Genomic DNA, 23,081 nt, shown 5'->3' with positions numbered 1-23,081 from the left:
GCAATGACGCGTGGCGGAAACTGCCCGCCATCCTCACAACTGTCATCGCCCGACTTGATCGGGCGATCCAGTATTCCAGAGACGGCTATGGTTGAGCCGAGAGGCTGCGGCGTACTGGGTCGCCTGGTCAAGCCGGGCGACGACGGCGGAGTGTGTGGAGGGCTGCGGGGGCGGCCCGACGGCGCGCTACCCCGGCCCCTTCAAGATTTTGAACACGCCATTCGCCATCACGATGCAGCGACCATCCACCGTCACTTCCGTGCTCATGAAGATCAGGCTGCGCGTCGAGCGCACGACGCGCGGGCGGGAGATCAGGATGTCGCCGATCTGGCCGGCCTCGACGAAATGGGTGTCGAGCTGCACCGTGGCCATGAACTCCTTGCCGGAGACATAGCGGGCGGTCATGCCGCAGGTGCGGTCGGCAAAGGTCATCATCACGCCGCCCTGGACCATGCCGCGACGATTGTGGTGCTTGTCCTCGGTCGCGAGCGCGAATTCGTAATGACCGTCGACCTTGCGCTCCCACAGGGGGCCGATCAGGTGCATGAAGCCCGTGGTCTCCAGGATGCTCCAGCCGTCTGATTTCAGCCTTGCGGCGGCCTTGTTGGTCATCTCGTCGTCCATTCCGGTGCGGGCCTTGCGATCCCGTTTCATCGAGGCCGGACGTGGTGTAGTCAAGCATCATGAGACCGTTCGATGATGCCACACGGCGGAATATCGCGAATGCCTGCGCGGCCTTCATGCGGCTGCCGGCGGGTGAAGTGCCGACGACGCTGAAGCGTGCCGCGGTGTCAGTTGTGCTGACCGCGAGCGAGGGCGATGACACCGCATTCCTGCTCACGCTGCGCGCATCGCATCTGCGCGCCCATCGCGGCCAATGGGCGCTGCCGGGCGGCCGCTGCGATGCCGGCGAGACGCCGGTCGAGGCGACGCTGCGCGAGCTCGACGAGGAGCTTGGCCTTCGCCTCACCGGCGCGCAGGTGCTCGGTACGCTCGACGATTACCCGACCCGCTCCGGCTATCTGATCACGCCCGTCGTGGTCTGGGCCGCCGACAGTGCCGCGATCAGGCCGAACCCGGACGAGGTGGCTTCGGTCCATCGCATTGCGCTCGACACCATCGAGCGCGACGACGCCTTCGATTTCGTCGCCATCCCCGAAAGCGCGCGCCGCGTGATCCGTTTCCATCATCAGGAAAGCCTGATCCACGCGCCGACCGCGGCCCTGATCTACCAGTTCCGCGAGGTGCTTGCGGGCCGGCACACCCGCGTGGCGGAGCTGGAACAACCGGTGTTCGCCTGGAAGTGACGATGGTAAACGGCGCGTTAACGTGACGGTTACCGGATGCCTGCTAAGAGGGCAGCATGCATCATTCGATTCGAAACAGCCTCTCTCGAAATTGCCTTGCGCTGGTTCCACTCGCACTCGTCCTGCTCGCGCCCGCCGCGCGTGGCGGCGAGATCGACGCGCTGCCGCCTGCCGTCCGCGATGCCAACGCCCAGTTGCTGTCGCAATTCTTCGCGCAAGGCGGCGTGTCCCCGGCGGTGCTCGAATATCGCCGCAAGCTCGCAGAATATCAGGCGGCGCGCGCGGCCTTCGACGCCGAGGCTGGCGCCTATTGGAGCCAAATCTCCGAGAAGCGGAAAGGCCGCAATGCCAAGCGGCGCAGCGGGCAGCAGGTGACGCTCGACGACTACGTGCTGGAGCATCCGCCGCTCTATAACGGGCCGAAGAAGCCGGTGAATCCGGAGCCGGAGGAAACGCCGGACCGCCCCCCCAGAAAACCGATTCCCGTGGTTGCCGATTTCCTGCGCGCGGCGCAGGAGCTCTACCAGTTCACACCGCAGCGCCCGGCGAGCGAGATCGAATTCAAGCGCGCCTATGCGCGCTATGCGCTCGCCTCCGGGCTGACGCGCGAGCAGGCCGTACGGGTCTATTCGTTCGAGACCGGCGGCACCGGCAGCCACGACGTGCAGGCGGGAATCGAGCATGGCGGCAAGCGCGCGATCTCGACCGCGATGGGCTACAACCAGCTCCTGACCACCAACAGCGTCGAGCTGCTGGCCGAGCAGGGCCACGAACTCATTCGCGCGCTCTCCGAGAAGGTGGCGCGGACATCAGGATCGGCGCGCCAGTCGCTCGAGCACAAGCTCGTCGTGCTGAAGAAAATGGTGGCGCATGCGAAGTCGGTGCCCGACACCTGGTCGGAGCACGAGAAGATCGGCAACACCGCGCAGGGCTGGGCCATGCACGCGATGGTGCTCGACATCGACGTCGGTCCGATGCTGCAGACCCACAAGCTCCTGACCTCGGTGCTGTTCGCCCGCGCCAAGGGCTACACCCGTCCGCTGACCGCGGCAGAGCTCGAGATGATGAACCTCACCGGCGACGGCACCGGGCTCGACATGGTGACGATGCCGCAGGCGATGCGCGAGCAGGTGCCGACCTCGAACTTCTTCCAGCGCGGCGGCTACGAGCGCAACCCGGTCGCGATCCGCCACAACACGGTGGCCAAGCTGCTGGCGGTGACGGACGATCGGATGGATTCGAACAGCAGCAAACCCGGCGCAAGGGAATTGGCGGGGGCGTTTTAGGGAGCTGGCGAGCTGCCGCAGGGTGGGCAAAGCGACCTGTCCGCCATAGCTCGAAGAGCGGCGGCGGAAGCGTGCCCACGCACCTTTTGCGATAGGGAGAGATGGTGGGCACGGCACTAACGCGCCTTTGCCCACCCTACGGCAGCTTCGTTCGTGGCGAGAGCCGCCGCTCCTACTGATCCGGGCCGAACTTGAACTTGCCGTCGCCTTCCAGATAGGGGCCGCTGCGCATGTAGAGCTGGCCGTTATGGCCGATGAAGAACAGCGTGCCCTTCGGGACCTTCTTGGCGCCCTTCAAGAGCTCGCCGGCGTTGCTGGTGCCCATCTTGTAGGAAAAGGTCTTGCCCTCCCTGTCATAGGCGTAGCCCGTGTCGGGCTTGAGCTCCCACGGCGTTGCCGGGGTTTGTGCGCATGCGGGCGCGGCGAATGCGCCGAGCACCGTTACGAGTGCAGCCGAAACAAGTGCAAATGTCTTGGTTGAAAATGCCATCATCCATCCTCCCCGTCGCTGGGGTACCCGGCTTGAACAAATCACGAACGGCGTATCCGGGTCAATTTGCGAAAGCGCCGCAGCGCATCACGTCTTGCCCAGCAGTTTGTGATTTTCCCTTCGTCCCCTCGCGACTATGTTCCGCTTTCCGTCTAGAACGCAACTCGACAAAATTATTGGTGGGGATGATTCGGATGCGCCATGTGATTAAACTTTGCTGGGCTGCTGTATTGTCGTTGACGGCGTTGGCGCCGGCAGCCCGGGCCGATGATTATCAGCTCAGCCACAACCAGCGCATTTCGTGCAGCCGCGGCCTTGCCCCGGGCAAGCTGAACACGGCGACCTGCAAGTCCTACACCTATCTGTTCAACACCAAGACCTCGGAATATTTCCGCTGCCAGGTCTCGCTGGCGCTGACCCGCGACAACAAGGAGGTCATCAACGTCCAGACCGACGGTGGCTGCATCAAGAAGCCGCGCATCTTCGAGACCGATGGGAAGTATGATTTCGACGCGACCGAGACCGAGCCGCCGAACACCAACTCGTTCTTCGGCCCCGGCGGCTATTCGGTGTGGGCGGCCGATGTCAGCGCGCAGAAGGTGCGCGGCTGCATCATCATCTCCTCCGGCCTCGGTTCCGACATCTCCAAGTGCCTGGACATGACGTTCCAGTGAAACGTCGATGGCGATGGCGCCGCTCCGGACTACGGCTGCGCCACCTCGCCGCACCCACAGGTTCCCAAAAACCCAGCCGGATCGGCCGTTTACCGCAGTCCTGTTTTGTCTTTTGGATGGGTTGACCCGCATCCCTCATCCGGCCAATTTCGCCGCCGGTTTGGGGAGAACAACAACCATGAAACGGACCATTTTCGGCGCGGCCGCGGCTCTTGCTCTGGCGGCGTCGGCACCTTGCGCGCAGGCGCAATCCTTCATCAACGTGCTGACCGGCGGCACCTCCGGCGTCTATTATCCGCTCGGGGTCGCGATCGGGAAGATCTATGGCGACAAGATTCCGAACGTGAAGACGCAGGTGCAGGCCACCAAGGCGTCGGTCGAGAATTTGATCCTGCTGCAGCAGGGCCGCGGCGAGCTGGCGTTCACGCTGGGCGATTCGCTCAAGGCCGCCTGGGACGGCGAGGAGGAAGCGGGCTTCAAGACCAAGCTCGACAAGCTCAGGACCATCGGCGCGATCTATCCGAACTACATCCAGATCGTCGCGACCACCGAGTCCGGCATCAAGACGCTGGCCGACCTCAAGGGCAAGAGCCTCTCTGTCGGCGCGCCGAAGTCGGGCACCGAGCTGAATTCGCGTGCGATCCTGGCCGCCGCCGGCATGAGCTACAAGGACCTCGGCAAGGTCGAATATCTGCCGTTCGCCGAATCCGTCGACCTCATGAAGAACCGCCAGCTCAACGCCACGCTGCAATCGGCCGGCCTCGGCGTCGCCTCGCTGAAGGATCTGTCGACCTCGAGCCCGATCACGGTGGTTTCGGTGCCGAAGGAAACCGTCGACAAGATCGGCCCGCCCTTCGTCTCCGCGATCATTCCGGCCAACACCTATACCGGCCAGGACAAGGACGTGCCGACGGCGGCCGTGATCAACTATCTCGTCACGAGCTCCGCCGTATCGGACGATCTCGCCTATCAGATGACCAAGCTGGTCTTCGAATCGCTGCCGGAATTGCAGAACGCGCATGCGGCCGGCAAGGAGATCAAGCTCGAGACCGCGGCCAGCGGCAGCCCGGTTCCGCTGCACCCCGGCGCGATCCGCTATTACAAGGAAAAAGGGCTGATCAAGTAAGACGCGCTCTATCCGCGAACGTCATGCCCGGGCTTGTCCCGGGCATCCACGTTCTTGGAGACACCGTAAGACGTGGATGGCCGGGACAAGCCCGGCCATGACGGTGTGGTGAGCAATGCCTCGATGTTATAAGCCACAGGGCTGAGGACGAATAAGATGCTGGAAAAGGCAGAGGGCACGGCGACGGCGCCCGACAAGGTCAAGGTCGAGTTCGACAATTTCGAGCACGGTTTCCCGGAAGGTTTCGGCCCTCGCTGGTGGGGACAGCTCGCCTATTGGATCGGCATCGCCTTCGCCACCTTCCAGCTCTATGTCGCCGCCTTCAACTATCTGCCGAGCCAGGTGGTGCGCGGCGTCCATGTCGGCTTCCTCGTCCTGCTCACCTTCGGCCTGATCGCCAATTTCACCGCGAAGAGCAACGCCGGCCGCGCGCTCGGCTGGGTGATCGGCGGCGCCGGCTTCCTGTGCGGGCTCTACCAGTGGATCTTCTACGCCGACCTGATCGCGCGCGACGGCGATCCGACGCGGCTTGATCTCGTGGTCGGCACGGTGCTGGCGGTGCTGATCTTCGAGGGCACGCGGCGCCTGATGGGCGCGGCGCTGCCGCTGATGTGCGGCGCGTGCCTCGTCTACTGGTTCTTCGGCCAGTACCTGCCGTCGCCGCTCAATCATCGCGGCTACGACTTCGACCAGATCATCACGCATCTGTCGTTCGGCACCGAAGGTTTTTACGGCGTGCCGATCTACGTGTCGGCGACCTACATCTTCCTGTTCATCCTGTTCGGCTCGTTCCTGGAGCGAGCCGGCATGATCCAGCTGTTCACCGACGTTTCGCTCGGCCTGTTCGGCCGCACCCGCGGGGGACCTGCGAAAGTCGCGGTGTTCGCCTCGGGCATGATGGGCACGATCTCCGGCTCGGGCGTCGCCAATGTCGTGACCGTTGGCCAGTTCACGATTCCCTTGATGATCCGGTTCGGCTATCGCCGCGCCTTCGCCGCCGGCGTCGAGGCCACGGCCTCGATGGGCGGGCAGATCATGCCCCCGGTGATGGGCGCGGTCGCCTTCATCATGGCCGAGACGCTCGGCGTGCAATATTCCGAGATCGTCAAGGCGGCCGCGATTCCCGCCATCCTCTATTTCGCGTCCGCCTTCTGGATGGTGCATCTGGAGGCCGGCAAGCACGGCCTCGTCGGCATGAAGCGCTCGGAGATCCCGAGCGCCTGGAGGGCGCTGGTGACGCGCTGGTACCTCGTGCTGCCGCTTGCCGCCCTCGTCTACATGCTGTTCGAGGGTTTTACGCCGCTCTATGCCGGCAGCATGGGCCTCGCGCTGACGGTGGCGTTGATTCTCGGCACCGCCATCACCACCGGCGCCTCCTCGAATGTGATCCGCACCATCTTCTGGATCGGCCTTGCGCTCGTCGTCGCCGCGCTCTCGCGTGACGGCCTCAAGATCGTGCCGGTCGCCAGCGTCGTGGTCGGATTGATCGTGATCACCGCCTTCGTGCGCGGCGGCTTTGCGGCGTTGCGCGCCTGCCGCGATGCGCTGGCCGAGAGCGCCAAATCCGCGATCACCGTCGGCATGGCCTGCGCCATCGTCGGCGTCATCATCGGCATGATGTCGCAGACCGGCGTCGGCACCATCTTCGGCGGCTGGGTGATCGGTCTCGGCGAGAAGAGCCTGTTCCTGGCGCTGATCATGACCATGCTGCTGTCGATCCTGCTCGGCACCGGCATCCCGACCATCCCGACCTACATCATCACCGCCGCGCTTGCCGCGCCGGCGCTGGCCAAGTTAGGGGTGCCCTTGATCGCGAGCCACATGTTCGCGTTCTACTACGGCATCATGGCCGACCTCTCGCCGCCGGTGGCGCTCGCCGCGCTCGCGGCGGCGCCGATCGCCAAGGAGAACCCGGACAAGATCGGCTGGGAGGCGATGCGCATCGCGCTCGCCGGCTATGTCATTCCGTTCATCTTCGTCTACTCGCCAGCCCTGATGCTCCAGGCCGGCGACCCCATGGCGGCAAAGCTCGGCTTCTACGGTGCGGTGGCGCTGGCGAGCCTGAAGGCATTGGTGGCGATCGGCCTGTTCGGCATGGTGGCGATCGGCTTCCTGTTCACGCGGCTGACGTTGATCGAGCGCCTGGTCGCACTCGGCGCTGCATTCTGCCTGCTCGGCGAATTCGCGTTCAGCGACACCGCCGGCTTCGTGCTCGCCGCGGGGGTCGTGCTGTGGCAATGGCGGCAGCGCCCGCCTGTAACGGTCGAGGCGGCGTGAGCCTCTGCTTCGCAACGGCTTTCGGCGTGAAGGCGCTGGCGCTGTCCGCGTTCACGCTTGCATGGACGCATTCGATCGCGAAAGTCGACTGGCAGGAGGATTGGCGCGTCACCCCCGCCGGTCTCGAACTGGTGCAGGCCCGCGTCAAGGGCACCGGCCCCGGCATGGAGCCGCCGCCCGAGGCGCGGCTGATCGACGGCTGGTTTCAGTGGCAGCCCGCGCAGGCACCGATGCAGGAAGTCGTGCTCGGCAATTCGGGCGCGGCCGGCGAATGGCGGCTGTGCCATGATGGGCAATGCCAGACGCTGTCGGAGATTGTCGGGCATCCCATTGGTGCTAACGTCACCACGATGAAGATTTGCAACGATCCGTAGCCCGGATGGAGCGCAGCGTAATCCGGGACAGTGGCCCCGGATTACGCTTACGCTCCATCCGGGCTACAACAAGAACAACAATAAAGGAGACACACGATGGATCGGCTCAAGGGCAAGGTTGCGATGGTGGTGGGCGCCGGCTCGATCGGACCCGGCTGGGGCAACGGCAAGGCGACCGCCGTGACCTTTGCGCGCGAGGGCGCGCAGGTGTTTTGCGTCGACCGTAACGGTGCTGCCGCGGAGGAGACCGCGAAGATCATCACCGGCGAAGGCGGCAAGGCGACGGCGTTCACGGCCGACGTGTCCCGGTCTGCCGAGATCGAGGCGATGGTGGCGGCGTGCCTGAAGGCCTATGGCCGCATCGACGTGCTCGACAACAATGTCGGCATCGCCGAGATGGGCAGCGTGGTCGAGGTGACCGAAGAGAGCTGGGACCGCGTCTTCAGCGTCAACCTCAAGAGCGCCTATTTCGCCATGAAGCATGTCATCCCTGTCATGGTGAAACAGGGCGGCGGCTCCATCATCAACATCTCCTCGATCGCTTCGATCCGCCACATGGGCATCTCCTACGTCACCTACGGCACCTCGAAGGCGGCGATGAACCAGATGACGCGCACCACCGCGATCGAGTTTGCGCGCCACCATGTGCGCGTCAACGCGATCCTGCCCGGCCTGATGAAGACGCCGATGGTCGAACACTCTGCCGGCCTTGCCGCCAGCTACGCCAAGGGCGATGTCGAGGCGATGTGGCGCGCGCGCGATGCGCAGGTGCCGATGGGTCACATGGGCGATGCCTTCGACGTCGCCAACGCCGCGCTGTTCCTGGCGTCCGACGAGTCGAAATATGTGACGGGGATCGAGCTCGTGGTCGATGGCGGGATCACGTGCAAGGCGGGGGCGTGATTTTATTCCGGCTAGCCCCGTCATCCTGAGGTGCGAGTGGCGCGATGCAAAAGCATCGCGCCGGGAGCCTCGAAGGATGAGCGGCCCCGCTGCAGCCGGGCCGTCGCCCTTCGAGGGCCGCTGAAGAAGCGGCCACCTCAGGGTGACGGGGTTACATGGATGTTGCGGCTAAAGCGCCTACTGCGCCAGTGCCAGAATTCCGCCGGCGAACGAATGCCACGCGGCGCTCTCGCTGATCGGCCAGTTCAGGACCTTCACCGCCAGCAGGGCCAGTGTGCCGTAGATGTAGACCGGATGCACGCGGCCTTCGCTGCGCCAGTCGCGCACCATGGCGACGACGAGCAGAAGCGATGCGACGACGGCCGGCGCGATCGTCACCGGCACCGGCGGCGGGCCGGGCGGTCCCGGAGGCGCCAGGAACGTCAGGAACCAGCGCGCGATCGCGGCATCGAGGATCGAGACCGCGGCGAGCAGCATCAGGCGCTTGTGAATCTCGGGCCTGCGCGTGTTCACGATCCCCAGCACGAACACGATGGCGAAGAACGCAATCCCGCTCATCGGCACGATCGAGAAGCCGATGCCGGCCTCTTTCTGCCCGAGCGCGGCGGAGTGCTGCATCACGTGCACGGAGGCGAGGAAGCCGAAGATCGTCATCGCGGTGGCGAGCGACACGCCGGCGATGCCGAGTGAACGGTGATTGACCACGCGCCCCGAGGCCGCGAGCCAGGTCTGAAGCACGAAATAGACAGACCAGGTGAAGAACAACAGTCCGTGAAAGTGAATGACGGGGCTTGCGGACAGCGTCCGGTTGGCGAGCGGAACCCAATAGGTCGGTGCGAAGCCGAGAAATGCGGTGGCCGCGCAGGCCAGGGCCATATGCAGATAAAAATATCGCGCAGGCGACGCATCTCGCGCGCGTACACGACGGTCGTCGGTCAGAGTCGTCATCAGGAATGAGTCTGGGAAGGTGGGGTTTGGTTCAAACCGTCGTCGTACCGGACAAGCTCGATCTAAGCGCGCTTGTCCGGGACGACACCGGAGTTTGTAGCTTCCGCTAGCCTCATCCCCCCGCGCTCAATTCTGCGCGATCGAGCTCCTCTTCGAGCCGGTGGAAGGCATCGTCGCCGATCACTTCGGTGGCGCGGAGGTCGAAGATCGATTTGCGCGCGGCCGCGATGGCGCGGCGGCGCAGGGGATCGGCGGGCAGCTCGCCATTGGCGATGCCGCCGTTGGGATCGCTCCCGGCCTGCATCAGGATGGCGCGATATTCGAGCCGCAGGATCTCCGCCTCCTCCGAGGGATCGCTCTCGATCGCATCGAGCGCGGCGCGATAGGCGACGGCGCGAGCGCGCGCAACCTCGGTGCCGACGGGATCGTCGTCCCTGAGGCCGAACGCCAGGATCAGCGGCCGCAGCGTCAGGCCCTGGATCACCAGCGATCCCAGCACCACCGCAAAGGCGATGAAGACGATGAAGTCGCGATACGGGAAGTTCTCCGGCAAGGCGAAAGCGGTGGCGAGCGTGACGAGGCCGCGCATGCCGCACCAGGAGATGATGAGGCCGCCTTTGGGCGAGGCGACGGCCCTGGGATCGTTCGGATGATAGATCCCCTGCGCGACCAGCACTCGCAGGGTCGTGCGATAGAACGTCACCCAGGCGAGGCGCACCAGGATCACCGTCAGCAGGATCCAGGCCGCGGCCACGCAATATTCCCAGCGCACGTCCGCATCGAGCCGCGTCCAGATCGGCCGCATCTGCATGCCGATCAGCATGAAGGCGAGCACGTTGAGCACGAACACCATGGTTTCCCACACCGCATAAGACGGCACCCGCAAACGTGCCGGCATGCGCGCCCCCGCCGTACGCGCCATGGTGATGGCGTAGACGACGATGGTGAGAATGCCGGACAGGCCGAGATGCTCCGCGGCGATCCAGACCATGAAGGTTGTGGCGAATTGCACGATGATCGCGCTCGGTGCTTCCTTGACCCGCTCCAGGAGCAGCGGGATGATGTAGCCCGCGAGCAGGCCGGCGACGACGCTGCCGACCAGTGCCAGCGCCATCGTCGGCGCGACCTGGCTCCATGTCAGATGCTCGGTGGCGATGGCACCGACCGCGATGCGGTAGATCAGAAGCGCACTCGCGTCGTTGAGCAGGCTTTCGCCCTCCAGGACTTTCACCATGCGGTGGGGCAGCTTGACCTGGCTCAGGATCGCGACCGCAGCGGCCGCATCGGGCGGCGCCACGATGGCGCCGAGCGCGACCGCGGCGGCCCACGGCATATCGGGCATCAGCCGGTGCGCGACGAAGGCGACGCCGGCCGTGGTCAGGCCGACCGCGGCGACGACCAGGGTCGAGACCGGAACCCAATTGTTGCGCAGATCGCGCAGCGAGGTGTCGAAGGCGGCATCGAGCAGCACCGGTGCGACAAAAAGCGCCAAGGCCAGGTCCGGCTCCAGTGTCCAGGACGGGCTGGACGGCACGAAGGCGATGAGCGCGCCGCCGATGGCGAGAAAGGTCGGGTAGGGGACCTTGATCCGCCGCGCCAGCGCCGATAAGGCAACGGCGCCGAGCAGAAGCGCGATGATCCATTCGAATGTCGACACGATGATCCCCGAAGCCGGTTTGCGCGGCGCCACAAGCTAGCACCAATCCGGCCGTATGACGGATAGTACGGCCGCGAGGCAAGACTTAAGGCAAGACTTAAGGCAAGACTTAAGGCAAGGCTCAGGGCAAGACCGAAAGCAGACGTCCGACAGCAACGAGCATGCGTTTTCGAAAACTCATTCAATCGTCAGGTGCCGTATTGTTTTGCGCGCTGTCGCTCAATGCCGCCCGGGCTGCGACCGGCGGTGAGCCGGCTGCGGTGATACAGGTCGATGTCGCCTCATGCCTCGCGGCGACCGCGGCGGACGACATGGACAAGGCCGCCACGGCCTGTGCCGCCGTGATCGACAATGAGAAGACGGCGAAGGGCGATCTGATCAAGGCACTGATCGCGCGCGCGGCGCTCTATGCGCGGCACGATCAGGTCGACCGCGCCATCGCCGACGACAGCCGCGCACTTTTGCTCGACCCCGGGCTCGCGGACATCTGGAATGCGCGCGGCGAGCTCTGGCTGAAGAAGGGCGACAAGCCCAAGGCGGTGCAGGATTTCGGCGCGGCGCTGAAGATCGACCCGAACCACGAGAAGGCCAAGGCCAATCACAAGGCGATGGCGCGCGAGCTGGAGCGGATCGGCGCGCAGATGGCGGTCGCCGGCAAGCCCAGCTTCAATTGCAGGCGTGCGGCCCGTGCCGTGGAGAAGGCGATCTGCGGCAACCGCGAGCTCGCCGATCTCGACCGCGAGATCTTTGCCTCCAATGCCCGGGTGATCCGGGAGGCGCGCAATCCGGCGGAAGCAAAGAACCTCCAGCGCGAGCAGGACGAGTTTATCGCCCGCCGCAATGCAGGGTACGGCCGGCCAGGATACGATCTGAAGAAGGCGATGCAGGAGCGACTGCAGCGACTGAATGGCGTGGACGGGCATTGACGATTCTTCGCCTTTCCCCGCGTACGGGAAGAGGCCGGAATTTGCGTCACCCTCACCCCACCCTCTCCCGTAAGAACGGGGCGAGGGAGTACACGGGCCCGTGCGTCCCTGACAGGCCCGATTTGAACCCACCCTCTTTCTGCCGCGACAACGGTGAGAACCCGACGCCACGGAGCCCTATGCCATGTGCGGCACGCATTCTTCCGCGCAAGCGCCTTCGCTTCCCAAAACCTCGCTTCGCGCCCTTCTTCTCGGGGCGGCGATGAGCCTCGTCCTTGCAGCCCCTGCCTCGGCGGGCACCGATTGCGTGATGGGCAGCAAGGCTGCTCCCGCGGAGCTGATCCCGGCCTGCACCGTCATCATCGACCAGAGCGCAAGCCCCGCGTCCGACCGCGCCGCGGCGCTGCTGGTTCGTGCCGACGCCAATGCGCGGACTTCGGGCGGCCTCACCCAAGCCCTGCGGGACATCGACCGCGCCATCGCAATAGACGGCAAGAATGCAAGGGCCTGGCGCCTGCGCGGCGACCTCTTGCGCGAGGCCGGCGGCGATCTCAACCGCGCGGCGGCGGATCTGAGCAAGGCGATCGAGCTCGATCCGCACGATGCGGAGGCTTACGAGCTGCGCGGTGTCGTGTACACCACCCAGCGCAGGCTTGACCGTGCGCTCGCCGATTACGACCAGGCGATCAAGCTGAAGCCGGATGATGCACAGGCATGGTCCGACCGCGGCGTGAACTACTATCTCGGCGGCGACAACGAGAAGGCGATCAAGGATCTCAGCGAGGCGCTGCGGCTCGATCCCAACCGTCCGCGCACCTACACCAACCGCGGCGCGGCATACAAGAAGCTCGGCCAGCTCGACAAGGCAGTGGCCGACGACGGCGAGGCGATCAGGCTCGATCCGAAGGTGCCCGAATATTTTGACAATCGCGGGCTCACCTATGCCGCCATGAAAGAGTACGACAAGGCGATCGCCGATTACGACCAGGCGCTGCGCCTGGCGCCCCGGCCGAACTTCTTCACCAACCGTGGCGATTCCTATCAGTCCAAGGGTGAGTTCGGAGCGGCGCTCAGCGACTACGACGCTGCGCTGAAGCTCGATCCGAATTTCGCGCAGACCTACAACAACCGCGCCGTGCTCTACAAGAAGATGGGCGAGCGCACGAAGGCGCTGGCCGATTACGAGACGGCGCTCAAGCTCGATCCCGGTAACGAGAATGCTGCCAACGGCCGCCGCAGCACGATCGCGGAGATCGCGAAATTCGGCGGTGAGCCGCCGCGGGCGCTGAATGCGGCGTCCGGCAATGGTCCGTCCTTCGAATGCGCGACGGCCAGGCGCGAGGTCGAGAAGGTGATCTGCGCCGATCCGCAGCTGGGCGTGCTCGACCGCCAGATCGCCGAGACCTACGAGCGCGTGCTGAAGTCGGCGGGCAAGCGCTCGGCCGGCGAGCTGCGCAAGACCCAGCGCGATTTCCTTAGCCTCCGCAACGTCAGCTTCGGCCGGCCGGGCTATGATCTGAGGAAGGTCATGCAGGACCGGTTGCAGAAGCTGAACGCGATGGAGAGCTAGTCGTTGCCACGCCCACAAGACGTTCCCTCCCCCCTTGTGGGGGAGGGTTAGGGAGGGGGGTAGCCACGAACTCGGAGCGGAGTTCGTGGCTACCCCCCTCTCCGGCTCTCCCCCACAAGGGGGAGAGAGCCCACCTATGCTGTCGCGCTAGTTTGCCTCGATCTCCACGGCTCGCTTGTCGCTTCGACGAGGCCCATCCTTTTCAGCTTGAACCGCAGCCCGTTCCCGGGAAAATACCTCTCAAACAAGGCTGGCACTTGATCCGGGTCATGGCGGGACAACCCGTCCTGCCGCAAGGTTCAAGGTCAGGCTGATAAAGGTAACGGGAGCGCGGGAATGAACATCCAGGGCAAGAGCAATTACGACGAGGTCCATGCCCGCTCGCTGGCCGACCCCGAAGGCTTCTGGGCCGAGGCGGCGAAGGAGATCGACTGGATCGAGCCGCCCAAATTGATCTTCGACCCCTCGCAGGGAACCTATGGCCGCTGGTTCACGGGGGGCGTCGTCAATACCTGCTACAACGCGCTCGACCGCCATGTCGAAGGCGGCCGCGCTGACCAGGTCGCGCTGATCCATGATTCCCCGCTGGCGGGCAGCGTCACCAAATTCACGTATGCCGAACTGCTGAACGAGGTGCAGGCGCTCGCCGCCATCATGCAGGATTTCGGCGTCGCCAAGGGCGATCGCGTCATCCTTTATATGCCGATGGTGCCGGAGGCCGTGGTCGCCATGCTCGCCTGCGCGCGGATCGGTGCGGTGCACTCCGTGGTGTTCGGCGGCTTTGCCGCGAAGGAGCTTGCCACCCGCATCGACGATGCGCAGCCGAAACTCATTCTCTCCGCAAGCTGCGGCATCGAGCCCGGCCGCATCGTGCAGTACAAACCGCTGCTTGACGAGGCGATCAGGCTTGCCGGCAGCAAGCCGAAGGCCTGCATCGTGCTGCAACGTCCGCAGCTCACTTGCGACCTGACCCCGGGGCGGGACTACGATTGGGCGAGCCTGCGCCGCAAGGCGATGAACGACGGCAAGAAGGCCGCATGCGCGGCTGTTGCCGCGACCGATCCGCTCTACATCCTCTACACCTCGGGAACGACGGGCATCCCGAAGGGCGTCGTGCGCGACAATGGCGGCCATCTCGTCGCGGTGAAATGGTCGATGTTCAACCTCTACGGCGTCAAGCCCGGCGAGGTGTGGTGGTGCGGCTCCGACATCGGCTGGGTGGTCGGCCACAGCTACATCGTCTACGGCCCGCTGCTGCACGGCGCGACGACCATCATGTATGAGGGCAAGCCGGTCGGCACGCCCGACGCCGGCGCATTCTGGCGCGTGATCGCCGAGCACAAGGCGGTCGCGTTCTTCACCGCGCCGACCGCGTTCCGCGCGATCCGCAAGGAGGACCCGGAAGGAAAGTTCATCCGGCAATACGACCTGTCGAAATTCCGCACCCTGTTCCTCGCCGGCGAGCGTGCCGATCCGCCGACGGTCGAATGGGCGGAGCAGCAGCTGAAGGTGCCGGTGATCGACCATTGGTGGCAGACCGAGACCGGCTGGTGCATCGCCGGCAATCCGGTCGGGCTCGGCATGCTGCCGGTGAAGCACGGCTCGCCGACGGTGCCGATGCCGGGCTACCAGGTCGACGTGGTCGACGAGGCGGCAAAGCCGGTCGGGCCCAACATCATGGGCTCGATCGTCATCAAGCTGCCGATGCCGCCGGGGTGTCTGCCGACGCTGTGGAATCAGGATGCGCGCTTCAGGGAGGCTTATCTCAGCGAATTCCCCGGCTATTACAAAACCTCGGATGCCGGCTACAAGGACGAGGACGGCTATGTCTTCGTCATGGGCCGCACTGACGACATCATCAACGTCGCCGGCCATCGGCTCTCCACCGGCGGCATGGAGGAGATCCTGGCCTCGCATCCCGATGTTGCCGAATGTGCCGTGCTTGGCGTCAAGGATGCGATCAAGGGCGAGGTGCCCTGCGGTTTCCTGGTGCTCAAGGCCGGCGTGAAGCGTGCGCCCGCCGAGATCGAGAAGGAGATCGTCGCGCTGGTGCGCGACAAGCTCGGCCCGGTCGCGGCCTTCAAGCTCGCCATCACCGTCGGCCGCCTGCCCAAGACGCGCTCCGGCAAGATTCTGCGCGGCACCATCAAGAAGATCGCCGACGGCGAGTCCTGGACCATGCCGGCGACGATCGAGGATCCCAAGACGCTCGACGAGATCGGGGAGGCGCTGAAGGGGCGGGTGTGACGCGAAGCGTCATCCCGGGGCGGTCCGCAGGACCGAACCCGGGATCTCGAGATTCCGGTCCTGCGGACCGCCCCGGAATGACGGTGTTGCCGACTTACAATCTCCTCATTCCGCGCTAAACAGGGCCGGCCAACAGGGGACCTCGTATGCCACTCGCCGCCGCGCCGCGCCTGCTTGCAGCCTTAGCTCTCGCCATCGCTCTCTCCGCCTGCTCCGCGCGCTACCAGACGCCGGTGGCGGTGGGCGGCGACGATGACGATGCGGTCTGCCTGAGCCGGGGCAATGCGCAGGGCTCGCCGGAATACGTGGCCTGCCGCAAGGATCGCGACGTGCAGCGCAACGCCGCCACCGCCCGTGCCGATCGCCGCCAGCGCGACCTCGGCGAATACATGTTGAACCATCCCGAGCGGCCGTAGGTCGCCCGGTTAACGGAGGGATTCATGAACGAGGACCAGTTCAACACGTCTTTGCGCAAATTCCTCAAGCAGGTCGGGGTCACCTCTCAGCGCGAGATCGAGAAGGCCGTGCGCGATGCGATCGCCGCCGGCCGGATCAAGGGACACGAGAAGCTCAAGACGAAGATGGTGCTGACCATCGATGGCGTCGGACTCGTCCACGAAGTCGACGACGTGATCGAGCTCGGCTGAGCTCCTGCGTGCCATCCGCTCCACGTCCCTTCTGATTTTCGTCCTGGGGCTCGACTGTCCGGGCCGGGTCGTCCCGCCATCAAGCAAAAACGCGGCGGATGGCTCCGCCGCGTTCGAATCGATTTGGACGTTCGGCGCGAGGCGCGGAGCCTTACTCCTCCTCGTCTTCCTGCTTCTTGCCGCCGAGCGTCTTCAGCTTGGCGAACACGGCGTCGAGGTTGAGGTCGTCGCTCGATCGCTCGGCCGGCTCGAACTCGTCCTTCTTGGTGGTCTCGGAAGCCGGCAGCAGCGTGGCGCCGCCATAGGCTGCGTCGATCGGCTTCTCCTTGGCGGCGCGCGCCACCTCGAAATCGAGCTCGATCTGCGAGCAGAGGCCGAGGGTGACGGGGTCGATCGGGGTCAGCTGGGAGGTGTTCCAGTGGGTGCGGTCCCGTACGCTCGCGATGGTGCTCTTGGTGGTGCCGACCAGGCGCATGATCTGGGCGTCCTTGAGCTCGGCATGGTTGCGCAGCAGCCAGAGGATAGCGCTCGGACGCTCATGGCGGCGCGAGACCGGGGTGTAGCGCGGGCCCTTGCGCTTGGGCTGGGGCGGCAGCACCACCTTGCTCTCCTGGAGGCGGAGCCGATAATCCGGATTCCGCTCGCCCTTCTCGATCTCCTCGCGGGTCAGCTGGCCGTTGGAGAGGGGATCCATGCCCTTGATGCCCTGGGCAGCATCGCCGTCGGCGATCGCGCGCACCTCGAGGGGATGCATCTTGGTGAAATCGGCGACCTGATCGAAGGTCAGCGCGGTGTTGTCGAGCAGCCAGACGGCGGTCGCCTTGGGCATCAGAGGTGCGTTGCTCATGGCAAATCTCCTTTGTGCTTCGCCCACCCCTCTGGAGGCGAAACCGGTGGTCATCAGCGATGACTGGGAATTCGCGCTATATAAGCCCGGAGGGGGTAGCCACGCAATGGTTCTGCTATAGATAGTGCCTTGACAGCGCCCGAAAGGGGGCCCAATTCCCTGTAAGCCCGTACCCAAGCCCTATTCCATTCATCGACCGCTTCCCGCCCATTTGGCGAGGTGATTCGGTCCCGAGATCGCTCAATGTCAGCCAAACCAGACCTCAAGATCGTGCTTTGTTCTCCCCGTGGCTTCTGCGCCGGGGTGGTCCGGGCGATCGACACCGTGGAACGGGCGCTCGATAAGTACGGCGCCCCCGTCTATGTTCGCCATGAGATTGTGCACAACAAATATGTCGTCGACGGGTTGAAGAAAAAGGGCGCCATCTTCGTTGAGGAGCTCGCCGAAATCCCGGAAAACACCACCGCGCCGGTGGTATTCTCGGCCCACGGCGTGCCGAAATCGGTTCCGGCCGACGCCCAGTCCCGCAATTTGTTCTCGCTGGATGCGACCTGCCCGCTGGTCACCAAGGTGCACCGCGAGGCCGCGATCCACTTCAAGCGTGGCCGCGAGATCTTCCTGATCGGCCACTCCCATCATCCCGAGGTGGTCGGCACGCTCGGCCAGCTTCCGACCGGCGCCGTGACCCTGATCGAAACCGCCGAGGATGCCAAGACGATCTCCCCGAAGGACCCCAACAACCTCGCCTTCGTGACCCAGACCACGCTGTCGATCGACGACACCGCGGAGATCGTGGCGCTGCTGAAGGAGCGCTTCCCGAACATCAACGGGCCGCACAAGGAAGACATCTGCTACGCCACCACCAACCGCCAGCTCGCGGTGAAGAAGGTGGCGCCGGTGGTCGACGCGCTCATCGTCGTCGGTGCTCCCAATTCGTCGAACTCGCAGCGCCTGCGCGAGGTCGCCGAGCGCGAGGGCTGCCGGATCGCGGTGCTGGCGCAACGCGCCACCGACATCGACTGGGACAAGTTCGGCAACATTTCGAGCCTTGGCATCACTGCGGGCGCCTCCGCGCCGGAAGTGATCGTCGAAGAGATCATGGACGCCTTCGCCGAGCGCTACACGCTGCATGTGGAGACGGTCTCGGCCGCTGAGGAGAACGAGTTCTTCCCGCTGCCGCGTCAGGTGCGCCCCGAAGCCGCCGCCGAGTAGACTTTTATGGCGGTCTACACCGACGTTGCCGCCGACGAGCTTGCGGATTTCCTGAAGCAATACGAGCTCGGCGAATTGCTCTCCTACAAGGGCATCGCCGAGGGCGTCGAGAACACCAACTTCCTGCTGCATACCAGCCAGGGGTCGTTCATCCTCACGCTCTACGAGAAGCGCGTGGCGAAGAACGATTTGCCGTTCTTCCTCGCGCTGATGACGCATCTGGCCGAGCACGGCATCAACTGCCCACTGCCGGTGAAGGGAAGAGACGGCGAGGCGCTGCGCGAGCTGTCGGGGCGTCCCGCGGCGATCATCACCTTTCTCGAAGGCATGTGGCCGCGCAAGCCGAACGTCGCCCATTGCGCCGGCGTCGGTGCGGCGCTGGCGAAGATGCATCTGGCCGGCGCGAACTTTGCGGTTCGGCGCGCCAACGCGCTGTCGGTCGCGGGCTGGCGGCCGCTGTTCGATGCGGCCTCGAACCGTGCCGATGAGGTGCAGCCGGGCCTGCGCGCCTTTCTCGCGACCGAACTCGACCATCTCTCGAGCGGGATCTGGCCGGATAATCTGCCTGAGGGCGTGATCCACGCCGACCTCTTCAACGACAACGTCTTCTTCCTTGGCGACCAGCTCTCGGGGATCATCGACTTCACCTTCGCCTGCAACGACATGCTGGCCTATGACGTCGCGATCTGCCTCAACGCCTGGTGCTTCGAGCCGGATCATTCCTTCAACGTCACCAAGGCGCGTGCCTTCCTCAACGCCTATGGCCGCGTGCGAAAGCTCTCGGAGGGGGAAGAGGCCGCGCTGCCGCTCTTGGCGCGCGGCGCTGCGATCCGCTTCCTGCTGACGCGGCTGGTGGACTGGCTCAACGTGCCGCCCGGCGCGCTGGTCAAGCCGAAGGACCCGCTGGAATATTTTCGCAAGCTGCGCTTCCACCAGAGCGTGACGAGCGTACGCGATTACGGGCTGATGCCGTCAGGATTGGTCGCGTGAGCGAAAAGCCCATCGTCACGATCTATACCGATGGCGCCTGCTCGGGAAACCCCGGGCCGGGCGGCTGGGGCGCGATCCTGAAGTTCGGCGACAAGGAAAAAGAGCTGAACGGCGGCGAGCGCCACACCACCAACAACCAGATGGAGCTGATGGCGGCGATCTCCGCGCTCGAGGCGCTGAAGAAGCCGTGCACGGTCGATCTCTACACCGACAGCCAGTATGTCCGGCAGGGCATCACCGGCTGGATCTTCGGCTGGAAGCGCAACGGCTGGCGCACCGCCGACAAGAAGCCCGTGAAGAATGTCGAGCTATGGCAGCGCCTGGATGCTGCGCTGAAGCAGCACGAGGTCCGCTGGCACTGGGTCAAGGGCCATGCCGGCCATCCCGAGAACGAGCGCGCGGACCAGCTGGCGCGCGACGGGATCGTGAAGGCGCGGTTGCAGCAGCGGCTGGCGGAGTAGCGACGCGTTGTCGGCGCTCCATTCTCAGGTTTCGTAGGGTGGGCTAAGGCGCGTCAGCGCCGTGCCCACCACCTTTCTCTCATGGGAAGTCGGTGGGCACGCTTCGCTTTGCCCACCCTACGGCACTACGGCACTTTCGCCGCGGCTCAGAGCTGCCCGAGCAGCGTATCGCCGCCGGAGACCTCGACCTTGCCGGGCATTGCCTCGAGGTTCAGCTTCTTGACCACGCCGTCCTCGACCAGCATCGAATAGCGCTTGGAGCGGATGCCGAGGCCGTTGGCGGAGGCGTCCAGCTCCATGCCGATCGCCTTGGTGAAATCGGCGTTGCCATCAGCGAGGAAGATGGCCTCGTCGCGCTGGTCGGTGTCGCGCTTCCAGGCGTTCATGACGAAGGCGTCGTTGACGGAGACGATTGCGATGCTGTCGACGCCCTTGTCCTTCAGGGCATAGGCGTTGAGGAAGATGCTCGGCAGATGCATCTTGTGGCAGGTGCCGGTATAAGCGCCGGGCACCGCGAACAGCGCCACCTTCTTGCCCTTGAAGATATCGTCGGTGGTCTTCACTTGCGGGCCTTCCGCCGTCATCACGCGGAATTTCGCCTCGGGCAGCTTGTCGCCAGTCTGGATCGCCATTGTCGGTCTCCCTGAATATCGATCCCGCTTATTAGACCGTGCGGAGGGCCTGCACAATATTGCCGGCGGGCGAAGCGGTGAGGGTGGGCCCCTTTCACCGTGATGTCATCAGCCGGCGAAGCCGCCCTTGTCGAGAAAGGCCTGCTCTTCCTCGGTGCTGTCGCGGCCGAGCAGGCGGTTGCGGTGGGGAAACCGGCCGAACCGCTGGATGATGTCGGCGTGCTCCCGGGCGTATTTCAGGTTTTCGGCATTCTCGGTGTTCTGAAACAGCGCGACGCAACGCAGCTGGTCGGGCAGGTGCTCGGAATGCATGAAGGGCAAATAAAGGAATTCGAGCAGGACCGGATCGATCCTGCCATCGACCCCGCGATCGATCGCCCGGCGGGCGACATCGCGGGCCTGGGCATCGCTGGCAAAGGCCTGGGGCGTGCCGCGGAACATGTTGCGGGGGAATTGGTCGAGCACGATGACCAGCGCGAGTGCGCCGTCATCGCTTGCCTCCCATGACGCGAGCTCGCCGGCGACCGCCTTCTGCCACAAAGCAAGGAAGCGGCGCCTGACCTCGGCATCGAAGGCGTCGTTGCGCTTGTACCAGCGCTCGCGGCCGGCCTCGCGCCAGAAGGCGAGAATGCCTGATGGCGCGATATCGTCGACGACAGTCATGAACCGCAGACGCGCTTACGCCGCCTGAGCTTTCTTCTCGTCGCGCAGTTCGCGTCGCAGGATCTTGCCGACATTGGTCTTGGGCAGGTCGCTGCGGAATTCGATGTGCTTGGGCACCTTGTAGCCGGTGAGCTGTTCGTGACAGAATTTGATCACGGCCTCGGCAGTGAGATTTTGATCCTTCTTCACAACGAAAGCCTTCACCGCTTCGCCCGACTTGGAATCGGGGATGCCGATCACGGCGCATTCGAGCACGCCCGGATGGCTCGCGATCACTTCCTCGATCTCGTTGGGATAGACGTTGAAGCCTGAGACCAGGATCATGTCCTTCTTGCGGTCGACGATCTTGGTGTAGCCCTTCTCGTCCATGATGCCGATGTCGCCGGTACGGAAATAGCCGTCCGCGGTCATCACCTTCGCGGTCTCCTCGGGCCTGTTCCAGTAGCCCGACATCACCTGCGGACCCTTGGCACAGATCTCGCCGGCCTGGCCGAGCGGCACTTCGTTGCCGTCGTCGTCGCGGATCGAGATGTAGGTCGACGGCACGGGAATGCCGATCGTCCCCGTGAACTCGGTTGCCGTTGCCGGATTGCAGGTCAGCGTCGGCGAAGTCTCCGACAGGCCGTAACCCTCGGCGATGAAGCAGCCGGTGATCGCCTTCCATTGGTCGGCCACGGGGCGCTGCACCGCCATGCCGCCGCCGTTGGAGATCTTCAGCTTGGAGAAGTCGAGCTTCTTGAAATCAGGGTGGTGCATCAGGCCGTTGTAGAGCGTGTTCACGGCCGGGAAGCTGTTGACCTGGTATTTCGCCAGCTCCTTGACGAAGCCGGCGATGTCGCGCGGGTTGGGGATCAGGAGATTGCAGCCGCCGGCGCGCACCGCGAGCAGGTAGCAGGCCGTCAGCGCGAAGATGTGATAGAGCGGCAGCGCGCAGACGATCATGAGCTGGTCGACATGCGGCGGCGCGGCGAGCGCCGGCTGGAGCCAGGCGTCGTTCTGCAGGACGTTGGCGACGATGTTGCGGTGGAGCAGGGTGGCGCCCTTGGAGACGCCGGTGGTGCCGCCGGTATATTGCAGGAAGGCGACGTCGCCCGGCGAGAGTTTTGGCTTGTTGAAGGTCATGCCGCGGCCGGCCGACACCGCATCGTTGAAAGAGACCGAGCCCGGCAGCGACCATGCCGGTACCATCTTCTTGACGCGGCGGACGACGAGATTGACGATCACGCCCTTGAAGCCGAGCAGATCGCCCATGCTGCCGACGATGACGTGCTTGACCTGCGTCTTGGCGATCACCTGCTCGACGGTGTGGGCGAAATTCTCCAGCACGATGATGGCTTCGGCGCCGGAATCCTTGAGCTGGTGCTCGAGCTCACGCGGCGTGTAGAGCGGATTGACGTTGACCACCGCGAAGCCGGCGCGCAGCACCGCGGCGGTCGCGATCGGATATTGCAGCACGTTCGGCATCATGATGGCGACGCGGGCGCCGCGCTGCAGTCCGCGGCCCTGCAAATAGGCGCCGAGCGCGACCGACATCTGGTCGAGGTCGCGGTAGCTGATGGACTTGTCCATGCAGATGAACGCCTTGCGGTCGGCGAACTTGGTGAAGCTCTCCTCCAGCAGATCGACCAGCGATGCGTATTGGGTCGGCTCGATATCGGCGGGCACGCCGGGCGGATATTGCTTGAGCCAGATGCGCTCCATGGAAAACTCCCCTCATCTACCAGAGCCCGTTGTGTCTCGGGCTTGCCTCATTGCCGCCAGTATCGAGCCTGCCGGAACGGGTGGCAAGTCGTCGAGGCTTAAGACATAGGTCAGGAAGTGGCTACTGGAATCGTCGATACCGC

General features: G+C 64.8%; 23 protein-coding genes. 15 read left to right on the top strand and 8 right to left on the bottom strand.

What is annotated here, in order from left to right:
* Positions 1 to 186: 186 nt before the first annotated feature.
* Positions 187 to 612: a PaaI family thioesterase gene (locus GGD66_RS24660; protein WP_028140718.1), complete on the bottom strand. Its 426-nt coding sequence runs from the start codon at positions 610 to 612 to the stop codon at positions 187 to 189.
* A 68-nt stretch (positions 613 to 680) separates the two neighbouring features.
* Between GGD66_RS24660 and GGD66_RS24655 the strand changes: the two genes are divergently transcribed.
* On the top strand, positions 681 to 1,307 hold the full coding sequence (locus tag GGD66_RS24655) for an NUDIX hydrolase (RefSeq protein ID WP_409362382.1): 627 nt from the start codon (positions 681 to 683) through the stop codon (positions 1,305 to 1,307).
* 56 nt (positions 1,308 to 1,363) lie between these two features.
* Positions 1,364 to 2,593, top strand: coding sequence for a hypothetical protein (locus GGD66_RS24650; protein ID WP_183259239.1), 1,230 nt, complete (start codon positions 1,364 to 1,366; stop codon positions 2,591 to 2,593).
* Between the two features lie 172 nt (positions 2,594 to 2,765).
* Here the strand turns inward: GGD66_RS24650 and GGD66_RS24645 are convergent, their stop codons facing one another.
* Positions 2,766 to 3,083 carry a hypothetical protein gene (locus GGD66_RS24645; protein WP_026202526.1) on the bottom strand — a complete coding sequence of 106 codons (318 nt, stop codon included), beginning with the start codon at positions 3,081 to 3,083 and terminating at the stop codon, positions 2,766 to 2,768.
* 194 nt (positions 3,084 to 3,277) lie between these two features.
* Here GGD66_RS24645 and GGD66_RS24640 point away from each other — a divergent pair, with 194 nt between their 5' ends.
* From GGD66_RS24640 to GGD66_RS24620, 5 genes are all read left to right on the top strand, one after another.
* A complete protein-coding gene (locus tag GGD66_RS24640; RefSeq protein WP_177237020.1) occupies positions 3,278 to 3,757 on the top strand; it encodes a hypothetical protein in 480 nt (159 codons plus the stop codon).
* Positions 3,758 to 3,935: 178 nt separating this feature from the next.
* Complete coding sequence (locus GGD66_RS24635) at positions 3,936 to 4,883, top strand: TAXI family TRAP transporter solute-binding subunit (protein WP_018321299.1); 948 nt, start codon at positions 3,936 to 3,938, stop codon at positions 4,881 to 4,883.
* Positions 4,884 to 5,039: 156 nt separating this feature from the next.
* On the top strand, positions 5,040 to 7,160 hold the full coding sequence (locus tag GGD66_RS24630) for a TRAP transporter permease (RefSeq protein WP_183259238.1): 2,121 nt from the start codon (positions 5,040 to 5,042) through the stop codon (positions 7,158 to 7,160).
* On the top strand, positions 7,121 to 7,534 hold the full coding sequence (locus tag GGD66_RS24625) for a DUF1850 domain-containing protein (RefSeq protein ID WP_183259237.1): 414 nt from the start codon (positions 7,121 to 7,123) through the stop codon (positions 7,532 to 7,534). The genes GGD66_RS24630 and GGD66_RS24625 overlap by 40 nt, the downstream gene beginning before the upstream one ends.
* Before the next feature lie 96 nt (positions 7,535 to 7,630).
* Positions 7,631 to 8,437, top strand: a complete 807-nt coding sequence (locus GGD66_RS24620) for an SDR family NAD(P)-dependent oxidoreductase (RefSeq protein WP_104464937.1) — start codon at positions 7,631 to 7,633, stop codon at positions 8,435 to 8,437.
* Positions 8,438 to 8,614: 177 nt separating this feature from the next.
* Here the strand turns inward: GGD66_RS24620 and GGD66_RS24615 are convergent, their stop codons facing one another.
* Both GGD66_RS24615 and GGD66_RS24610 read right to left on the bottom strand, forming a co-directional pair.
* The gene (locus GGD66_RS24615) at positions 8,615 to 9,385 is read right to left on the bottom strand and encodes a hypothetical protein (protein WP_092254130.1); all 771 of its coding nucleotides are present in this window, start codon (positions 9,383 to 9,385) and stop codon (positions 8,615 to 8,617) included.
* Positions 9,386 to 9,497: 112 nt separating this feature from the next.
* Positions 9,498 to 11,042, bottom strand: coding sequence for a sodium:proton antiporter (locus tag GGD66_RS24610; protein ID WP_312014180.1), 1,545 nt, complete (start codon positions 11,040 to 11,042; stop codon positions 9,498 to 9,500).
* 161 nt (positions 11,043 to 11,203) lie between these two features.
* On the opposite strand from GGD66_RS24610, the gene GGD66_RS24605 reads away from it, so the two are divergent.
* The 5 genes from GGD66_RS24605 (at position 11,204) to GGD66_RS24585 (ending at position 16,432) form a co-directional block, all read left to right on the top strand.
* Positions 11,204 to 11,968: a tetratricopeptide repeat protein gene (locus GGD66_RS24605; protein ID WP_183259235.1), complete on the top strand. Its 765-nt coding sequence runs from the start codon at positions 11,204 to 11,206 to the stop codon at positions 11,966 to 11,968.
* A gap of 184 nt (positions 11,969 to 12,152) precedes the next feature.
* Complete coding sequence (locus GGD66_RS24600) at positions 12,153 to 13,538, top strand: tetratricopeptide repeat protein (protein WP_183259234.1); 1,386 nt, start codon at positions 12,153 to 12,155, stop codon at positions 13,536 to 13,538.
* A 336-nt stretch (positions 13,539 to 13,874) separates the two neighbouring features.
* Positions 13,875 to 15,785, top strand: coding sequence for a propionyl-CoA synthetase (locus tag GGD66_RS24595; protein ID WP_183259233.1), 1,911 nt, complete (start codon positions 13,875 to 13,877; stop codon positions 15,783 to 15,785).
* A 146-nt stretch (positions 15,786 to 15,931) separates the two neighbouring features.
* Positions 15,932 to 16,201, top strand: coding sequence for a hypothetical protein (locus tag GGD66_RS24590; RefSeq protein ID WP_092254141.1), 270 nt, complete (start codon positions 15,932 to 15,934; stop codon positions 16,199 to 16,201).
* A 24-nt stretch (positions 16,202 to 16,225) separates the two neighbouring features.
* Positions 16,226 to 16,432, top strand: a complete 207-nt coding sequence (locus GGD66_RS24585) for a DUF6494 family protein (RefSeq protein WP_091955782.1) — start codon at positions 16,226 to 16,228, stop codon at positions 16,430 to 16,432.
* A gap of 151 nt (positions 16,433 to 16,583) precedes the next feature.
* Here GGD66_RS24585 and GGD66_RS24580 read toward each other — a convergent pair whose 3' ends face one another.
* Positions 16,584 to 17,279, bottom strand: a complete 696-nt coding sequence (locus GGD66_RS24580) for a DUF1013 domain-containing protein (RefSeq protein ID WP_026202531.1) — start codon at positions 17,277 to 17,279, stop codon at positions 16,584 to 16,586.
* Positions 17,280 to 17,522: 243 nt separating this feature from the next.
* Between GGD66_RS24580 and ispH the strand changes: the two genes are divergently transcribed.
* From ispH to rnhA, 3 genes are read left to right on the top strand one after another with little or no spacing between them, the layout of a single operon-like run.
* Complete coding sequence (ispH, locus tag GGD66_RS24575; protein WP_092254145.1) at positions 17,523 to 18,491, top strand: 4-hydroxy-3-methylbut-2-enyl diphosphate reductase; 969 nt, start codon at positions 17,523 to 17,525, stop codon at positions 18,489 to 18,491.
* A 6-nt stretch (positions 18,492 to 18,497) separates the two neighbouring features.
* On the top strand, positions 18,498 to 19,481 hold the full coding sequence (locus GGD66_RS24570) for a homoserine kinase (protein ID WP_183235529.1): 984 nt from the start codon (positions 18,498 to 18,500) through the stop codon (positions 19,479 to 19,481).
* Complete coding sequence (gene rnhA / locus GGD66_RS24565) at positions 19,478 to 19,942, top strand: ribonuclease HI (protein WP_183259232.1); 465 nt, start codon at positions 19,478 to 19,480, stop codon at positions 19,940 to 19,942. Before GGD66_RS24570 ends, rnhA begins: the two co-directional genes overlap by 4 nt.
* Positions 19,943 to 20,088: 146 nt before the next feature.
* Here rnhA and GGD66_RS24560 read toward each other — a convergent pair whose 3' ends face one another.
* The 3 genes from GGD66_RS24560 to GGD66_RS24550 all read right to left on the bottom strand — a co-directional run bounded on the left by GGD66_RS24560 (position 20,089) and on the right by GGD66_RS24550 (position 22,938).
* Positions 20,089 to 20,574, bottom strand: a complete 486-nt coding sequence (locus tag GGD66_RS24560; protein WP_018321314.1) for a peroxiredoxin — start codon at positions 20,572 to 20,574, stop codon at positions 20,089 to 20,091.
* 108 nt (positions 20,575 to 20,682) lie between these two features.
* Positions 20,683 to 21,237, bottom strand: coding sequence for a DUF924 family protein (locus GGD66_RS24555; protein ID WP_018321315.1), 555 nt, complete (start codon positions 21,235 to 21,237; stop codon positions 20,683 to 20,685).
* Between the two features lie 15 nt (positions 21,238 to 21,252).
* Entirely contained in the window at positions 21,253 to 22,938 is a 1,686-nt protein-coding gene (locus GGD66_RS24550) for a long-chain fatty acid--CoA ligase (RefSeq protein ID WP_018321316.1), read from the bottom strand.
* Positions 22,939 to 23,081 lie beyond the last annotated feature (143 nt).

It is taken from the genome of Bradyrhizobium sp. CIR48 (genome assembly GCF_014198315.1).
In the GTDB taxonomy this organism is placed as follows: domain Bacteria; phylum Pseudomonadota; class Alphaproteobacteria; order Rhizobiales; family Xanthobacteraceae; genus Bradyrhizobium.
Note: the sequence above shows the minus strand (reverse complement) of the source record. Positions and strands in the feature narration are given on the sequence as shown.